Below are 18388 nucleotides of genomic sequence, written 5' to 3' on the forward strand. Positions count from 1 at the left end.
TTAATTCATTCATACTAATGAAAAGCTAACGGCATCAGGCAATTATGAAAATTTTACTTGTTGAAGACTCGTCATCCCTGAGAAGAAGTATTTCTATTGGTTTGCAAAACCTTGGATTCACGGTGGACGATACTGGGGATGGTTCAGAAGGCCTCAGCATGGCGCTTACAGGCGATTATGATGTTATTGTACTAGACATTATGCTGCCAAGCATAGACGGGCTTACAGTGTTAAAAACCCTAAGAAGCAGTCACAAAGATACTCGAGTGCTGCTATTGTCGGCTAAAAGCCAACCTGAAGATAAAGTGAAAGGCTTGCTGACAGGCGCGGATGATTATCTTACCAAGCCCTTTTCCTTTGACGAATTGCATGCACGCTTATTGTCATTATTGCGCAGAGGTACATTGCGTAAAGATATTGATAACGTAGAACTGGCCGGACTAATATTAGATATGCAGCTTAAAACATTGCGATTCGGTAACAAATTTATCGACCTAACACCCAATGAATACAAAATAGTAGAATGCTTATTTACTAACCAAAACATAATCGTCACGCCTGAAAAGTTGAGTGAACACTTAGCTGGGCAATATGATGCCGTTTCAAAGAACTCTATTGAAGCGCATTTGTCGTCGGCTAGAAAAAAAGCGAAATTGGCAGGCGTAGAACTACCAATCCAAACGAAGCGTGGTTTTGGTTATATGATAACTCAATGACAACATCAATTTATAAGAAACTCGTTCGCTTCCTGTCATTCACTATCACGGCTGTGATGATTGTCATATTATTGATAACAGATGTTGCGATAGATACTTGGGTGCATGGTGAGTTTGAAAGAGCGATGTACAATAAGGCGAGTCTACTGACGACGTTAGTTGACGAAGATGCCGATGGAGTAGAATTTGATTTTGCGGGTGAATTTATGCCTGAATTTGAGGGAAAAGGAAAAGCCGACCCCGAATACTATCAACTGTGGCGCGATGGAGAGGTATTTGAACGTTCTGACACCATGGATTTGTTTTCAACAACAACCTTCGAACATCAAAAGCTTAAAGTCGGTACGAAACTAATCAAGGAAATTACCCTCCCAGATGGGCGCAGTGGACAAATTCTCTATTATAGCTTTTTCCCTCAAGTTGATTCTGATGACAGAGCTGATTTTCAAAAGCTTACTGAGCGCACAGGAAACAAACAAAAGCCCATGTTACTGGCTTATGCCTTATCACTTGAGAAACTCAACTTTTTAACGTGGTTAATTGATATAAGCTTTATAGTCGCTGCCATCGCGGTTATTTTCATTGTTCGTTTTGTGGTTAAACGAGCAGTTTCCTCTGGATTAATGCCCTTGGAAGAATTTTCGGAGAGCTTGGTGCATATCAGTCTGGCCGACAAAACAGCGGAAGTAAAACTTAAGAACAAGGTGGTCGAGCTTTTGCCAATACAAGAAAGCATTAATCAATTTATTTCTGATAACCGAAAGCTTTATCTCAAAGAGCAGAGAATGACATCGGATATGGCTCACGAGCTTAAAACGCCAGTTGCAGAGCTAATTAGTTTAGCTGAGGTAACGCTCAAATTTCCAAACGACCCAACACTGAGTAAGACGTTCACATCTGATGTGTTAGCTATTAGCAAACGACTTGAAAATGTAGTATCAAATATAATGCTTTTTCATCGCTACACTAACGAGACTTTCGAAAAGAATGATGTGTTCGACCTTTCACAAGTCACCATGCGCCTCAGCGAAAGACTGCCGCGGATTGAGTTGAAAAGCCAAGCCGATATGTTAATTACTAGCAATCTGTTTGCATTTGAAACTATCGTATCCAATTTATTAAAAAACGCCGTGACATATAGCCCTAAAAACTCACCCATCAAGGTTAATATATCAGCTTTAGCTGATAATACTGTTCAACTATCAATTAGCAACGTTTGTATCTCCTCTTTATGCAATGAGGATCTTAATCTCATGTTTGACCCCCTTTGGCAAAAAGATAGTTCGCGAACCAGTACCGAAAATTTTGGCTTAGGACTGTCAATTGTCAAATCTTTTACCAAAGCACTTGGCGGAGAAATAAGAACGGAAGTTGCAGATGGTATTATCTATTTTCACCTGTCACTACCGAAATAGCGTCCACTAATTTTAGATAAATTTTAAGCAGCAGCATTTGTCTAGGGAGCGCTAGTCTAACTAAACATTACTGCAATACTGCAGGTTGTAAGTTTTTGAAAATGTAAGGCTTGACGGTAAAACGTGTATGAATATCAATTCACTGAAAGAACAGATACGAAAGTTAAAGCTTCATACTCTGACGGTATATTTTGCTGCACGTGATCCAGATATGCCCATATTAGTGCGATTATTGGCCATTTCAGTGACGGCGTATGCATTTAGTCCTATTGACCTAATACCGGACTTTATTCCAGTCATCGGATATCTTGATGACTTAGTTATTATTCCTCTTGGACTGGCGCTTGTTATCCGTTTTACCCCGCCGAAAGTAATGGAGTCTGCTCGACTAAAAGCCAGTCAGGCTGCGGATAGACCCGTCAATTATTTAGCCGCATCAATTTTTATCATTATATGGCTTTTTTTCTTGTGGATTTTCACGAGATGGCTTTTTGATTTATATAACGCTTAACTCAAATATGCTTTATTAATACAAAAGTTACCACATTCAGCACTCATTAAGTCTCTCTCCAGCATTTCTTAAGACAATGTTTTTATACTTACAGATAAAATAAAGGCGACTCAAGCCTTCGATTCAAATTAGCCTACCTAGGTTGGAGAGCAAGAAATGCAGTCAAAGCTATATAATACAGTTCCTCAAATTATTGCGTTGTATTGGATCATCAAAATAGCGGCGACAACGTTAGGTGAAACCGGTGCAGATCTTTTCTCGATGACGCTGAATATCGGCTACGACTTGACCATCATTCTTTTTCTTTCAATTTTTGCGGTAGCATTAATATGTAAATTGAAACAAGCACGATATACACCTGGTCTATATTGGCTGACGTTCACATCAAGCGCTATCGCAGGTACTGCCATATCTGATTTTATTGATCGCACACTAGGATTCGGGTATCTATTTGGCTCATTACTGTTAATAGGTTTGCTGCTACTAATATTAGTGTTTTGGTATTGGAAGGAAAAATCCTTATCGGTCGAAGTGATCACCAAGCCTTCTGTGGAATTATATTATTGGCTCGCATTTTTGGTTGCTAATACATTAGGAACCGCGCTAGGTGACTATGTTGCCGACGACTTACAACTCGGATTTGCAGTCAGTGCAACACTAATTGCCAGTTTACTTATCATGTGTGTGCTTATGCATTATTTCACTCGAGTATCAGGCTTACTGATATTTTGGATTGCATTTGTACTTACGCGACCATTTGGCGCAACATTTGGTGACTTTTTAACTAAAACACATCAGCAAGGCGGCATTGACATCGGGACTATTGGGGCATCAATTTTCTTTTTCGTCGTGTTAGCGTTGGCCTTAATTTTTGAATATCGGCGTTATTACAAACAAGGTATTGAATAGTGCCAAACAACGCCCGTCTTTTGGCAAATCTATAGCCAATATTAAGTGAACAATCAGTACACAATAAGCTGGTCTTAAGTTTCATTTACTACCATACATGCACTTAATAAGGTATGTGCATGAATCCTAAAATCTTCCCCATTGTTTTATCAGCGTCATGTATAGGCGCTTCCCCAATTGCAATAGCTGGCAACGATGCAAATGATAATGAATGTAATCAAACGCCCAACTTACGTTTTAAGACTAATGACATTTTTGATTTAAACGACCCTGAAACCATATTTCTGCATTATTGGGCGAATTTTTTTCATATAAAAACGAAAGATATAACGTTAGCCAATGAAAGTGCATTCTTTATTAAAAAGTGCAACATCACTCAGCCCGACATTGACGAACTAGAGCGTCATCTACGCAAGCAAAAATACATCCGCGAAGCAAAGGTAACCCTAAGTGAAGACGAAAAAATAGACGTTGAAACATGGGATAATTGGTCGCTCATGCCAACGGTGGACTTTGGAAGAAAGGGAGGGATAAACAAATACGCGATAGGGATAAAAGACCGCAACTTGCTAGGCTTAGGCATTGACGCTGAACTTGAATATTTTAGTAATAACCAACGCACTGGCTACAAATTCGACACACAGTTTCCGCTTTTCCTGAACGAAAATATGACTGCGAGTATTAAACTTAGCAGTAATGATGATGGTAGCTCTCAAGCATTTTTCTTAAAGAAAGACTTTGTTAGTTTTGATACCCACCAAGCTTATAAACTGGGTTTTGATAACTTTAATCAAATTGATACTCAATTTCAAAACGGGTTGACGGTAGCACAGTATAAGCATGATAAGTCTTATTCTACTGCGCAATGGCAATGGTTGTTTAGCGATTCAAGCAGCGAAACCTTACGATACGGTATTGGTTATATAAGAGAGAAACATGAATTCTCGAATATCCCTTTGCCTACAATCGTGTCATCTGGTTTTTTGCCTGAAGACAGAGACTATCAATACCCTTTCATTAGCATCGACTACCTACAAAAAAACTACAGAAAGCTAACTAACTTCAATCTCATTAACCAAATTGAAGATTTTAACTTAGGGTGGCATGTATCTGGATTAATCGGCAGAGACTTTGCAAATACCATGCAATCCCCCACTGCTATATGGCAAATGTCTTTCTCAAAGGGTATGCAAACATCAGACAACGGTTTTTTGTTTTTTGAAGGTCATTTTGAAGGCGAGCGCGTTTCAAATTCGGACAGCAAAGACAGAACGCAATTATCTTTTTCAACCGAATACTTTCACAAGTTTACTGATAATTGGGGAGGCTACTTTAAAAATGCCAATACGATAAGTAAAAACCCCTTTTTAGACTCACCCGTCGCTTTGGGCGATGACTCGGGTGTGCGCGGTTATCCATTAAATTATCAGCATGGAGAAAGAACAACGCAATTTACATTGGAGGCGCGTTACTACCCTCACATCAATATTTACAAACTGTTTGAACTGGGAGGCGCTGCTTTTATCGATGCAGGGAAGGCATTTGGTAATAGTCCCGTGGCCAACGTTAACACGTCGATTTTGGCATCAGTAGGTATTGGCGCGCGCTTTTACTCAACTCACTCAAGCGATGCTCAAGTTATTCACCTTGATTTAGTCAAACCGCTCTCAACTGATACCAATGTAAATGGTATTGAGTTTCGCATTACCACCAAACATTCGTTTTAAGCTGTCAATATAATGAAATATCTCAACACTATCCGAAACCGTTCATTTAGCACAAATCAACTGATACTTTTTACATCAGCGTACATAGCACTAGTGCTTAACCTGCCATTTCACACTAAGGTGTGGAAGGCAGTAACTGAAAGTGGTAACTACAATGTTTGGTTTTTATTGTCAGTACCAGTGGTTCTATTTCTATTGACCGTTCTCTTTCATAGTCTTTTTGCCTTTAAACGGTTACTTAAACCGATGTTGATCGCGTCTGTATGTCTCTCATCGCTTTTGTTTTATGGCACTTATCATTACGGTATCATTTTTGATTATGGCATGATCCAAAATACAATAGACACTGACCATGCGGAGGCAATGTCTTATTTCAATATGTATGCAGTGCTGTTTTTTGTATTATTTGGACTCCTGCCCTCTAGCTTGATTTACTACGCTAAAATAGCAGAGCATTCAATTGTTAGAAGTGCTTTTGGGTGGTTGAAAATGGTCGTCATTGCCACACTATTGCTATCTATATTAGTGGGTTTGTTTTACGTAAACTACGCGGCTGTTGGCAGAAACAATCGAGAATTAACATCGTACTTAACTCCCTTTAAATTGTATGAATCTTCTTATAAGTACGTCAAACGTGCCCTAAATAATTCGCCTCGGGAGTTTCAGATACTCGACGCAGAGCCAGTTTTAGTTAACAAACAAGCAAAAAGAAGTATCACTGTCGTCGTGCTCGGAGAGACAGCAAGAGCCAAAAACTTCTCGCTAAATGGCTACGATAAAACCACCAATAAATACACGCAAGGCACGGGTGTTGTTTCATTCTCCAATGTTTATTCATGCGGCACCGCAACTGCGGTTTCAGTGCCGTGTATGTTCTCTCGTTTGAATAAACAAAACTTTGATAAGCAAGTTGCGAGCTCGCAGCAAAATGTGCTGGATATCATCCAATTATCAGGTACTAACGTAACTTGGATTGATAACAACAACGGAGGTTGCAAAGGCGTATGCGCAAGAGTCGAGTCAATCGAGATTGATGAAAATATGTCAAGTCCTTTGTGTGATGGAGAATATTGTATAGATGAAATTTTACTTGAATATCTAGATGAACAACTTTTGGTACCGTCAGATAAAAATACGCTCATTGTCTTGCACATGATGGGCTCGCATGGCCCTACCTATTTCCGGCGCTATCCACCTGAACACCGAGCCTTTACGCCTGATTGTCAACGCAGCGATATACAGCATTGTACTAACGAAGAATTAATAAACACTTATGACAATACGATTTTATATACTGACTTTGTATTAGCCAAAATTACGCAACGACTGCAAACCTTGTCTGATAGTAATCAAGTGAATACCGCTATGCTTTATGTTTCTGATCATGGTGAATCATTGGGTGAAAGTGGCATGTATTTACATGGTTTGCCCTATGCGTTTGCACCGAAAGAGCAAACGCATGTGCCGATGCTGTTTTGGCAAAACAAACAAAATGAAATCGTTAGTCAACAGTGCCTTGATACCATTTCCGCTCAAGCAATATCACATGATAACTTCTTTGATATCCTGCTTGGTATGCAGTCTGTTGATTCAAACACTTATAACCGTAAACAAGATATCTTAAGCCTTTGCCGACAGATTCATAACCCTGAAAATAGAGACACGTATGCAGAATGAAACACCAACAAACTCAACGTTCAATGCGAGCGCAAAGCCAAAAGGTCTACTACGGCTTTATCTGGCCGTAAAGAACTCAGGCAGAGCCATTAAATGGCTAATAAAAAATGAGTCTGCATTTAGGCAAGAAGCCCTTGCATTACTTATTGCTATACCCACTACCCTTGTAATTGACGCGTCGCCCACAGAGCAATTGATTTTAATAGCGACTGTACTTTTCGTCATGTTAGTAGAAATAATTAATACCGCAATCGAGGTGGTTGTGGATAGGATTGGCGTAGAGCTAAACCCGCTGTCTGGTTTAGCAAAAGATTTAGGCTCCGCCGCCGTTTCAATCAGCCTCGTTTTAGCAGCGTTTACATGGATTGGCATTTGCTTTTTATAGGCAGTTCGGTGCGCATAAGCGGGTTTGATAGCGTTCATATGCATAAGTTTTTCTTCAGCAATAATTCAGTCAACCTTAAGATAAGAGTGGTATTCTTCCGTTATCTATAACAATTATTGGCTAAAGAATAGCGATGCATGTTGCTTTTGTATTGAACATTTCGTACTTATTGCCGTTATTTATGAAGCTACCGACAGTATCTCTACTGTTGGTAATGACATTTTTCTGGACGGCCGGATACGCAAAAGCACAAGATAATTATTCATATCAAAATCAGACCAATATCTTCCATGTAGTTAAACCAAGAACGCTTCAACAAGTCAATAATGAGCTTGAACTTACCTACACAATCGACAAAAGCGCCATTCACTTTCAACTCAAGGTGCTAAAGCCAGAAAGTTATGTGTATCGAGCGCAAGAAAACGATAATGAGTTCGATAACGAACACGTGCGTTTGTATATTGTGTCAGGTAATAATGAACGCAGTGCCTATGTATTTGGTATTAATCATCAAAGTGCTTACTTTGACGGCATCTATGATGAAAATAGCGAACTGAGTTTAGACTGGAATGGACAATGGGACTATTCAGTTGAGGTTAGCCCTACGCAGTGGATAGCGACAGGCAGCATTCCTTGGACTAATTTAGCCTTTCAAAGCAGAAATGTTGAGCAAAGTATTCAATTGTTGGTAAGTAAACACGGGAATAACGGCCTGCGTATTTTATCTAGCCAGCCAAGTTACATAGACTATACGGGCTTTTTTGATAACTTTACAAAAATTGATATTGAAACAAGTCAAACATCCACACTTGAATTTTTCCCCTACTATTCTCTCAATCATTCGATCGCAGACGATAACACTCAACACAACATCGGCGGTGAAATATTTTGGCAACGCAGCCAAAACGAACACATAGACATCACTTTTAACCCTGACTTTGGTCAAGTAGAGTCAAACGACCTTATTGTTAACTTCTCTGCAATTGAAGATTTTTTTAGCGAGCAGCGCCCGTTTTTTACGCGCAACCAGGGTATATTTGATGTCAATGGACCAGAAACCCTTAGATTGCTCCACACTCCAAGAATTGGCGGCAGCTCATTTTATGAAGATGTGGACGCTAGAGATATTATAGGAGCGGGAAGGTACAACTTTGCTAGCGGCAACGCTTCCTATTCACTATTAATTGCAAGCGAAAGCGACCAAAAAGATATACTGGGAAGAGACTTCTTTGCCACGCGTGCCAAAATCAATACTACCGACGGCGCAATAGGTATAAGCGCGAACTTTGTCAATACACCCAGTTTAAAACGTAAATCAAGCGTGCTTGGCATTGATTATTATCAATTGTTATCTGAAAACTTTGAGCTTAGCGGTGCCGCTGTCTTTTCTTCAATTGATGCAGTTGATAGTACGAATGACCTTGGGTTTTGGTTAAATGGGAATTACCAAAAGAACGATATCCATTTGCATGAATTCACATTATTTACATACGGAAAAGACCTCGAACTTAATGACGCTGGCTTTGTACAAAGAGTTGACCGAAAACAATTAGAATATGAATATGCCATGCTATTCCCAGATTTTGATTCTGAGTTCATCGAAGAGCTTACCGTTAAATTTGAAATTGAGGCCAAAACAAACTTTGATAATGAGAAATTACCGCTACAAATAGGAATAGGAACAGAATTCACAAGTACTGACAGCGCAGCTTTTGAAGTAGGTATTGAGTGGTTAAGCGCGGGTAAAGATGACAACTTAACGCGTGACTTTAACTCAACGAATCTTGATGATAGTTGGTCTATAGAAATTGTATATGAATCGCCTGAGTACCCGTTTGGACAGATAGAAACAGAAGCTATCTTTGGCACAGAGAACTGGTCTGGCCGGTTTTACGAAGCCACGGCTGGCTTAAATACAGAACTATTCAATGGCCTGTTTGCCGAACTTGAAATTAGCCAGTATCAATCTGATAGTTGGTTAAATTGGGGCGGAAGAAATAACGTTGATGAGTTTGACTTTACGGAAACAGCAATTGACCTAAAATTAAATTATCGATTATCTGAAGCGCATGAATTTAGAGTAAGGGTCGAGTTGGTTGCCGGCACGGCGATTGGCCTTAGCAGCAACACTATCGATGTTGATGGTGATAGGTTAGAACAAGAACGTCCCGACAATTTCACCTTTTCTGAAGCCGCTTTTCAGTTTAGATACAAGTACACCTTAACCAAGTTGTCCGCTGTGTATTTTAGTTACACCTTTGGTGGAGAATTTGAGGATGAAATAATTGGTAATTCGAGACGGGCTTTGTTTTCCAGAGCGATAAAGGATAAAGATAACCATGGTGTATTTTTCAAAACGAGGTTGGCTTTTTAACTTATTACGACTGTCCAGCTCACACAAAAAACGCATGTTAGTCTTTTTTATTCGTTAATGTCACTACACACGTTCGAAATTCGTTTAAATCTAAATTTCTTAGCGTTGCAAACTTTTAAGTCAAATGTTTTAAAAAGACACTCTGTGATTGTTGCCTCACAATAAATAAATAGTAGTTCCAATGAAACGCCAATTTTGCCGATTGGGTTATAGAGTCACATATCCTGAAATCTATTTAACCCTTGAGCCATCCGCACAATTTCTTGATTTTCCAGTGCCAGTAAGTTGTCCAAAAGTTCTTTATGATGAGGGATTACAGCCTGCTCTCTTAGATAAGAATAAAGTGCTATCACTTCTTGATGTTGTTCAATTACGATTGCTGCAATCTCTGAGTCTGCCTTTTGTTCAAATGCGCCGTCGCAATGATCGTGTAAAACTATTGGATTCTTTTCCAAATATTCTATAAAGAGCGTTTCCAACTCTCCAGATTCCGCTTTTACTGAAAATGATTTAATAAGCGCTGCTAAATGCTCCTCATGAGCAATCAAGTATTGCATTGCCATTTTTGAGCGCTCAGAATTATTTGGTTCGCAATGCGTGAGGCAGCTTGCTAGTCGTTTATGGAAATCGATGGTCCACTCTAAAATATCTCTTACACTTTCTATTTTCATACTAACTCTCGATATCCCGCACAGATTAAAAAGGCTCCAGACAGAAATTTAAATTAAATACCGCTTAAAATCATAACGGCTAGATTACAGTTGCATTACAAATTTGTCAGATCCGCTCGTTTATATGGTATTTCACGTTGGGTCACTTTGAATTAAAAATTAAGCCATGAATACGTCACCACTTATTCGCTTATTTCAATTGGGAATGAGGCTAAAACTTTCATCTAGGCAAGACTAGTCATAGTCGGACTGCTTTTTGCACTACTCTCAAATAAGACTAGGAGAGAGTGACTATAAGGACATTAAGTTGTGCTCTACTTCCCAAGACTTAGGGCGTTTTGACTTGATTTGTTGTAGAAGAGCGATTTTTTATTTCTGTAAGGTTGATTGCATTATTTACCTACATATGTGAACTTTTTACCCGATATTGACGGGGTTTGAGCAACATTATGAACGCAAATAAAACAGATAAAGGATTACTTGGTGCATTTGTAAAATGCGCTGCGTGCCTCGCTTTGCTTGTTTTATCATTGTCTAGTGTTGCATGTGAGCCTTCAAACAAAAATGACGCAACTGCCAACTTCATTGAGTCCGCAACGACTCAGCATCATTCTGACAATACGCAACATTTGGAACATTCGCAACACTCGGAACACTCGGAACATCAAGATCATACAGAGTGCGACGGTAAGTGTTGTGACGGTGTTTGTGAGTGTAAATTAGGCTCGAGCTCTAACCTTTCATCAATGGTTGCACCTGTTTTGAAATCAATCAATGCACCATCTTTTTCAAACTTTTATTTCTTCAATTTTTATCATTTCTACTCGGGGTTTAGCCTCCTGAGGCCGCCTAAAATCAACTTCAATTCTTAAGCAGTTTGTCAGGTTACTACCTTACAAACATGTAAACAGTGCAGCGTATCGCACATATCGCTAAAGAAGTGAGGTTCTTATGAATAATCGAATGAAGCAACATAGGCGCATTTTTTTGAGAAACGCGGCTTATGCCACTGGTGGCTTTGCCCTGCTAGGTCAGATGAGAGCACCTTGGGCTTTCGCAGAGGGTTATAGCAATAGCAAAAATGACAACAGTATTGCAGAGGTAAACTACGGGGATGCAGTAGTAAGTGGGAAAAACATCAACATGACTATTTCTCGCCAGCAAAAGAAAATTGCCGGCGATGTTGCAAGCCCTATTACCATCAACGACATATCACCTGGCCCATTGCTCCGGTTAAGAGAAGGTCAGCAAGTTAAGATTCATGTTACCAACGAATTACCAGACAGCACGTCTATTCATTGGCATGGTTTTATTCTCCCATTTAACATGGATGGAGTACCTGGCGTTTCATTTCCTGGTATCGACCCGAACTCTACGTTTACCTATGAATTTGATATAAAACAAAACGGCACCTATTGGTATCACAGCCACTCGGGACTGCAAGAGCAACTGGGGCACTTAGGCCCGGTCATCATTGACCCTTCCGACGGTGACATAGGTGCAGACAGGGAGCATGTCATTCAGTTAAGCGATTGGACCTTTGAAGATCCACACGATGTGTTCAGGCATTTGAAAGTGGCAGAGGGTTACTACAACTATCAACAACGCACCATAAGCGACACTGTTAACGATATTAAAAAGCAAGGTTTTTTTAATACAGTAAAAGAAAGAGCTATGTGGGCCAATATGCGGATGAATCCCAGAGATATTCTCGATGTAACAGGCTCCACATATACATATTTAATAAATGGCAGAGATGCTCAAACCAACTGGACCGCGCTCTATAAGCCCAATGAAAGCATTCGATTAAGGCTCATAAATGGCTCCGCCATGACGTATTTTGATTTTCGTATTCCGGGCCTCGAAATGACGGTAGTGGCTGCTGATGGACAACCAATAAAACCCGTTAAAGTCGATGAACTTCGAATCGCGGTTGCTGAAACCTATGATGTAATTGTAAGGCCAATCGGCACGACTACATACACTCTTTTTGCAGAAAGCATGGACAGAAGTGGCTTTGTTCGTGGAACGCTTAGTACTGAACTTGGGAAAGAAGCGCCTGTGCCGACATTGCGTGAAATGCCAGAGCGTGGCATGGCGGCCATGGGGATGAATTCAGATATGGCCGGGATGGAAGGCATGAACAAGCAATCTAATAAGCCAATGAATAAAGAAGAGTCTTCTGAGTCATCAATGGACACAATGAATGACCATTCATCGATGCATATGCGAGCACTCCCGGTAGATAATATTAATATTGAGCATGATGAGGAGGGTCATGGACCCGGTGCAAGTATGCTTGCAACAAACCCTACCAGTCGACTTGATGAGCCAGGCATTGGCTTAGAGGACGCAAAACATCGGGTACTATTATATAGCGACTTGACCGGCGCTGAGGAATGGCCCGACACCAGAGAGCCGACCCAAACTATTGAATTACATCTTACTGGCAATATGGAACGTTATATGTGGTCGTTTGATGGACTCAAATTTAACGAAGTCGATGGCCCTATTCATTTTAGGTATGGCGAACGAATTCGTTTGATTTTAGTGAACGATTCTATGATGAACCATCCAATCCACTTACACGGTATGTGGATGGAGTTAGAAAACGGGAATTATCCGCCCCCCCGAAAACATACGATAAGTTTAAAACCCAGCGAAAAAGTGTCGCTCTTGATAAGCGCAGATGCCCCCGGAAATTGGGCATTCCATTGTCACCTGCTCTATCACATGGATGCGGGCATGTTCAGAATCGTATCGGTCTCGTAGGGGAAATTATATGAAAAACACGTCTAAAATTTTCAGTACTTTACTAATTGGTCTTTGCGCATCGTCTAATGCGCAAGAGATTCCATCAGATTGGCCAAAACCAGTCGAACAGTACAACACGGGCATGATTTTATTTGACCGTTTTGAATATACACGTACAAACGATGAAGAAAACATCGGAGTGTGGGACATGATCGGATGGTACGGCGGTGATACCTATCGCCTTTACTTCAAAAGTGAAGGCGAAAACAAGCAAGATGATGGCGAACCAACAGATTTAGAGCGAGCTGAGCTCCTTGCTAGTAAATTAATTGCGCCATTTTGGGAATTTCAAGCCGGTATTGGCACAAGAGGACTGCTAAGTAGCGATACGAGTATGGAGAACTATGCCGTCATTAGCTTGTATGGGGTTGCTCCTTATCAATTCGAAATGGATAACTCCATTGTGATTAATGAGGATGGTGATGTCAGTTTCTCAGTAGAAGCCGAATATGAAATAAGAGTAACCCAAACGTCATTCTTACAACCGAGACTTGCCCTTGCTGGTTCGCTTTCAGAATCTGAAAGGTTTGACCGCCCCTCTGGCCTCAATTCGATACGTTTAGGTTTGCGATATCGCTATGAGTTTGCAAGAGAGTTTGCACCATACGCAGGCATTTATTGGAGTCGGAGTCTCGGTAATAGCGCTGATATTGCTCGAAACAAGGGTGAGTCGGTAAGTGAAACTGGTTTCGTGGTGGGTGCTCGATTCTGGTTTTAAGCGCTTTTAAAAGGAGCAATCAATGGAAGTAATTATTCAGTTGATGATAGCTTTAGTGGCAATAGGCCTCGCTACGACGAGTCATTTTTTAAGCCTCAGAGCGTTAAAAAATTACGTTGTTAGCTCAGACCTTTCTGCATACTTAAAGCTCATTGCAGTAGTTTATGGCATAACCTTTAGCCAGTTGATAGCTGCCTTTTGGTTCGCCGTAGGGTTTCTGTTATCTATAGAGATCGGTCTAGGCGATTTGCAGGGATCAAGTTCTCTTTATTTTATTGAAATTTATTACTTCTCACTCATTAACTTAACCACCTTAGGATTAGCTCAACTAGAGCCAATTGGGCATTTAAATTTCTTATCAGGTTTGGAGGCAATGACGGGCTTTTTGCTTGTTAGCTGTTCGGCCTCTCTAATATTTAAAACAATGAATCAGTCCTAGAAGGACAGACAGGATAACGTGATGACTAAATATACAAAATTTTTAGCAATGATCTTTACATCAACTGCGGCCATGCTGTTAATGATGTATTTCAATACATATGCATTTGACCACATTTTTTTTAGCGAAACGCGGTTTTACATGGCTATCTATATGGGCTCAATAATGGCAATCATTATGTTGCTATTTATGCTTAACATGTATGAGAACAAAGCCAAGAATTGGACAATTTTGCTAGGTAGCGGACTCATCTTTGTGATCTCACTGTACTTAGTCCGCTCTCAATCAACCATCGCTGATGAAGCATGGATGAAAGCAATGATACCGCATCACTCTATTGCGATTTTAACTAGCGAGCGAGCCAATATCTCAGATAAGCGAGTCCTCAAGCTAGCAAACGAAATCATTGCGGCGCAAGAGCGAGAAATCAAGGAAATGAAATGGTTACTAGAGGACATAGAGAAGAATGGTGAAGTAAAAACTGAAGCTGAAGTTGAAAGTCGTCAAGTACCGGATTTCAGTCAAAAATAGACACGCCATTGGAAAATTACAAATTACTTATAGTTAGGAGAAGACCATGGAATTAAGAGCAAAATTATATCGAATGCATACAGATGAACACATTTGTCCCTATGGCTTGCGATCTAAAGACCTACTGGAACGAGAAGGGTATCAAGTAGAGGACCACAAGCTAGCAAGTCGTGAAGAAACCGATAAGTTCAAAAACGAACACGAAGTAGAAACAACCCCTCAAACGTTTATCAATGGAGAAAGAATCGGAGGGTATGACGATCTACGTGAATATTTTGATTTAGGGGAAGCAGGACAAACGGGCACCACCTATACACCTGTCATTGCAATATTTTCAGTTGCATTGTTAATGGCACTAGCAATCGCATATGCCTTTGTTCAAAGCAATTTTTTCATTCAAGTTATAGAATTATTTGTTGCATTTAGCATGAGCTTATTAGCGATTCAAAAGCTTAAAGATCTCTATAGTTTTACGAACTCCTTCATCACCTATGACTTACTCGCTATGAGGAATATACGCTACGGCTACATTTACCCCTTTGCCGAAGCGTTCGCTGGAATCGGAATGCTCGCAGGCCTGTCTGGTTATCTCGTTGGCCCTGTCTCTCTATTTATCGGGACAGTAGGCGCGGTTTCAGTATTCAAAGCGGTGTATATTGATAAGCGTGAACTCAAATGTGCATGCGTGGGCGGTGATAGTAACGTACCGCTTGGCTTTGTATCACTCACAGAAAATCTCTTTATGATTGCCGCAGGGTTATGGATGCTCTCAACCGCAATGATTTAAAGACGGTGGAGACATATTTAAAGCTTTAAAAACAAAATAGATTTGTGTCTCCACAAAATAGTCTTTCTTAAACCGCATTTTAAGGAATATTTACAATGAGTTCTCACAACGAAGATTATGAAAAAGGAAGCTTAAGTTTAACCGGTACAATAGCGATGGGCACTGGTGTAATGATTGGAGCAGGAATATTTGCGCTCACCGGTCAAGTCGCGGAATATGCAGGTTCGCTTTTCCCGCTTGCATTCATCATAGCCGCCATCATTAGTGGATTTAGTGCCTACAGTTACATCAAGGTTTCAAACAAATATCCATCTGCGGGCGGGATCGCAATGATATTAAAAAAGGCCTATGGACCAAGTGCCGTGACCGGAGGTGCCGCATTATTAATGGCACTTTCAATGATTATCAATGAAAGTCTGGTGGCCCGAACGTTTGGCACATACACCCTTCAGTTATTTGATGTGCAAGAAAATAGCATATTAGTCCCGATACTAGCTATCGGACTCATCATTTTTGCATTTGTTGTAAATGTTGCGGGTAACAAGGTAATTGGAAGTGTATCCAAGGTTACAGCCGTTTTGAAAATTGGTGGCATATTAATTTTCGCCCTTGTAGCACTCTGGGCAGCAGGGTTTGCTTTTCAACCCGCTAGCGCTGATGTAAGTGAAAATTCCTCTGCTAGTGGATTTTTAGCTGGGACCGCTTTGGCAATTTTAGCCTACAAAGGATTTACAACTATCACCAATAGCGGCGACGAGGTGGTACCAAATGTAAGAGCAGCATTGGATAAAAGCTGGTTCACACCTTATTTTTTCGAGTTGGTTAACTCTCTTAACGCACTTGATGAAGACTATCCTAATTGGCCTTCGTTTGAACCTTTCGAACGAGTTATGAGGCTTTACGATAGCGTTTTAGCCCACTATGGTGTAGTTGTTGAAAGTAGCGATTCAGATTCACCTTACGTTCATTTTTATAAAATGCCATTTTATGATGACTACTTATAACAATACGTTTAATTTTTTAACTGACCGAGAAAAGAATGCTGAACGTCATTCCATTGATAACATATTAAGCTCAAACAAACCTGAGTCCTCGATAGGCAAACAATGGACATTAAACGCCTTAATAATCGACATCCGGTATGGCTGTCCTGCGTCGTACAAGCTATTGATTGACTTATTAAGCATAAATTCCCGGATATACCAAATTAATTGCTTCACGCACATCATCTGTATAGTTGTCTTCCACAGAATCTAGATACCTGTGAAACTCATCCCAGTTTCCTACAGAAAATATCTTTGTATCATAAGGTTCTAAAAGCATTGATTCAGGGTTCTCGCACCATTGCTTCATGGCCCTGTCTATAAAAATTGCATCGCTGTAAGGACCGAAAACAGAAATGCACTCAGAATCATAGAATAGTCCAGCCAGTTTCCGGCGTGCATTGATGGGGTTAGTGTATGCTCCGTTCTTGACCATCTTTCGTAAAACCGCAAAGATTCCACACGAAACCTTTATATTTGGAATGCTTGTAAAATAATGCGATGAAAAAAATGCGCTTATTCTTCTTAATCGCTCATCAATTTTCATGGTTGTTCTATCACAATGAAGTAGCGATTCTACGTACATCGTGTCCATTGGGGCATCCATATAACTCATCAGGTTTCCAGTTCCAACATTGGCAACCATCTGCAAATACTGATTAAGCAAAGATATCCCGTATCCTCTGGCCTCCATACTTACATCTTCTTCGAAGGAAGTTGTCAGTTTTGCCCAGTCCGGGAACAGATTTACCAGACCTTCGATTGCAGCAGCCTTTCCTTGTCGCATAGCCTCTAAGTCTCCCAAGTAGGGACGTAAATCGATCCAAATATAATCATCCCATCCATGGATTTCATCGCGAAATGCATCGCGCTCTTCGATAGGTTGAATAATTTCTGAATTGGACCTAAATGCGTCAAATAATCGATGCATTTGTTCCAGCTTGATCTCGTAGGCTTCTCTAAATTTATAGCCGCGTGCAGTTTGCTTTATGAATTTATAGAGGTTTTCTTGTTGCTCGTGTCTCCACAAGTGCGTTTCGTCTGTATGAACGGATGAATATGGACATACAACTAATTGCCTAGCAGCCATGTCTTTTATGCGATTGGCCGCATCTATAAATGATCGCTCTTGATCCCTAAAAGCATGAGACAGAAAAAACTGATCAAGATAAATTATCTTTTTTCGAATATCTGGGAGAGGGAACATTGTCCGTTCTCCACAACTATTACACCCTCTATTTAGGATGTTTCTACTGACATTGACGTTCCCATACTTTCCTGTAACACCGCACTTGGGGCATGGTTCATCAAGATATCTGGATATCAGCACGCTTTTTTCCTTGTGAGCTTAACAACTTAATATCGAACCCATGGGTCATTTATATAATTTGTTGGTTTTAATATATTAACTGCCGTGTTGCCAAAGATATATTTTTAATCATTAATTAATTTTTTAAGAAGATAAAACGATCATAGGAACGTTTTTTTGAATATAGGAGTAAGTCATTGAAACGTCTGTTTTACGCACTTTGTAGTCTATCAGTCATCTTTGACTGGCATCAATAGACAAGGATCAGGCTTTCCAAAGGCAGGCTCCAAACTGCTGTTTCAGATAAGAGAAGAGCCGCCGGTCGGAGTATATCAATAATCAAAAAGTAGTATGATACTCTT

At 40.2% G+C, this 18388-nt stretch carries 15 protein-coding genes and 1 pseudogene; 14 read left to right on the forward strand and 2 right to left on the reverse strand.

Annotation, left to right across the window (positions count from 1 at the left end; genetic code table 11):
- Positions 1-44: 44 nt before the first annotated feature.
- From Q4561_RS03100 to Q4561_RS03135, 8 genes are all read left to right on the forward strand, one after another.
- Positions 45-716, forward strand: a complete 672-nt coding sequence (locus Q4561_RS03100) for a response regulator transcription factor (protein WP_303457521.1) — start codon at positions 45-47, stop codon at positions 714-716.
- A complete protein-coding gene (locus tag Q4561_RS03105; protein ID WP_303457522.1) occupies positions 713-2131 on the forward strand; it encodes a HAMP domain-containing sensor histidine kinase in 1419 nt (472 codons plus the stop codon). Before Q4561_RS03100 ends, Q4561_RS03105 begins: the two co-directional genes overlap by 4 nt.
- Positions 2132-2258: 127 nt before the next feature.
- The gene (locus Q4561_RS03110; RefSeq protein ID WP_303457523.1) at positions 2259-2642 is read left to right on the forward strand and encodes a YkvA family protein; all 384 of its coding nucleotides are present in this window, start codon (positions 2259-2261) and stop codon (positions 2640-2642) included.
- 156 nt (positions 2643-2798) lie between these two features.
- Positions 2799-3551 carry a hypothetical protein gene (locus Q4561_RS03115; RefSeq protein ID WP_303457524.1) on the forward strand — a complete coding sequence of 251 codons (753 nt, stop codon included), beginning with the start codon at positions 2799-2801 and terminating at the stop codon, positions 3549-3551.
- A gap of 119 nt (positions 3552-3670) precedes the next feature.
- Positions 3671-5278 (forward strand): hypothetical protein, encoded by a 1608-nt coding sequence (locus Q4561_RS03120; protein ID WP_303457525.1) that lies wholly within the window; start codon positions 3671-3673, stop codon positions 5276-5278.
- A 12-nt stretch (positions 5279-5290) separates the two neighbouring features.
- Positions 5291-6955: a phosphoethanolamine transferase gene (locus Q4561_RS03125; protein ID WP_303457526.1), complete on the forward strand. Its 1665-nt coding sequence runs from the start codon at positions 5291-5293 to the stop codon at positions 6953-6955.
- Positions 6945-7340 carry a diacylglycerol kinase gene (locus Q4561_RS03130; RefSeq protein ID WP_303457527.1) on the forward strand — a complete coding sequence of 132 codons (396 nt, stop codon included), beginning with the start codon at positions 6945-6947 and terminating at the stop codon, positions 7338-7340. The genes Q4561_RS03125 and Q4561_RS03130 overlap by 11 nt, the downstream gene beginning before the upstream one ends.
- A 133-nt stretch (positions 7341-7473) precedes the next feature.
- Complete coding sequence (locus Q4561_RS03135) at positions 7474-9714, forward strand: DUF5916 domain-containing protein (RefSeq protein WP_303457529.1); 2241 nt, start codon at positions 7474-7476, stop codon at positions 9712-9714.
- A 215-nt stretch (positions 9715-9929) separates the two neighbouring features.
- Here the strand turns inward: Q4561_RS03135 and Q4561_RS03140 are convergent, their stop codons facing one another.
- Positions 9930-10385 carry a hypothetical protein gene (locus tag Q4561_RS03140; protein WP_303457531.1) on the reverse strand — a complete coding sequence of 152 codons (456 nt, stop codon included), beginning with the start codon at positions 10383-10385 and terminating at the stop codon, positions 9930-9932.
- A 951-nt stretch (positions 10386-11336) separates the two neighbouring features.
- On the opposite strand from Q4561_RS03140, the gene Q4561_RS03145 reads away from it, so the two are divergent.
- From Q4561_RS03145 to Q4561_RS03170, 6 genes and pseudogenes are all read left to right on the forward strand, one after another.
- Positions 11337-13157 (forward strand): copper resistance system multicopper oxidase, encoded by a 1821-nt coding sequence (locus tag Q4561_RS03145; RefSeq protein WP_032094215.1) that lies wholly within the window; start codon positions 11337-11339, stop codon positions 13155-13157.
- 10 nt (positions 13158-13167) lie between these two features.
- On the forward strand, positions 13168-13917 hold the full coding sequence (locus Q4561_RS03150; RefSeq protein ID WP_303457533.1) for a copper resistance protein B: 750 nt from the start codon (positions 13168-13170) through the stop codon (positions 13915-13917).
- Between the two features lie 22 nt (positions 13918-13939).
- On the forward strand, positions 13940-14356 hold the full coding sequence (locus Q4561_RS03155; RefSeq protein ID WP_032094217.1) for a hypothetical protein: 417 nt from the start codon (positions 13940-13942) through the stop codon (positions 14354-14356).
- 21 nt (positions 14357-14377) lie between these two features.
- Positions 14378-14887, forward strand: a complete 510-nt coding sequence (locus Q4561_RS03160) for a DUF305 domain-containing protein (protein WP_032094218.1) — start codon at positions 14378-14380, stop codon at positions 14885-14887.
- 46 nt (positions 14888-14933) lie between these two features.
- Positions 14934-15674: a MauE/DoxX family redox-associated membrane protein gene (locus tag Q4561_RS03165; protein ID WP_032094219.1), complete on the forward strand. Its 741-nt coding sequence runs from the start codon at positions 14934-14936 to the stop codon at positions 15672-15674.
- Between the two features lie 95 nt (positions 15675-15769).
- Positions 15770-16444: pseudogene (locus tag Q4561_RS03170) on the forward strand (APC family permease); the annotation flags it as partial.
- Between the two features lie 409 nt (positions 16445-16853).
- On the opposite strand, the gene Q4561_RS03175 reads toward Q4561_RS03170, so the two are convergent.
- The gene (locus Q4561_RS03175; protein WP_032094226.1) at positions 16854-17924 is read right to left on the reverse strand and encodes a hypothetical protein; all 1071 of its coding nucleotides are present in this window, start codon (positions 17922-17924) and stop codon (positions 16854-16856) included.
- Between the last annotated feature and the right edge of the window lie 464 nt (positions 17925-18388).

It is taken from the genome of Alteromonas sp. 1_MG-2023 (assembly GCF_030547075.1).
Taxonomy (GTDB): domain Bacteria; phylum Pseudomonadota; class Gammaproteobacteria; order Enterobacterales; family Alteromonadaceae; genus Alteromonas.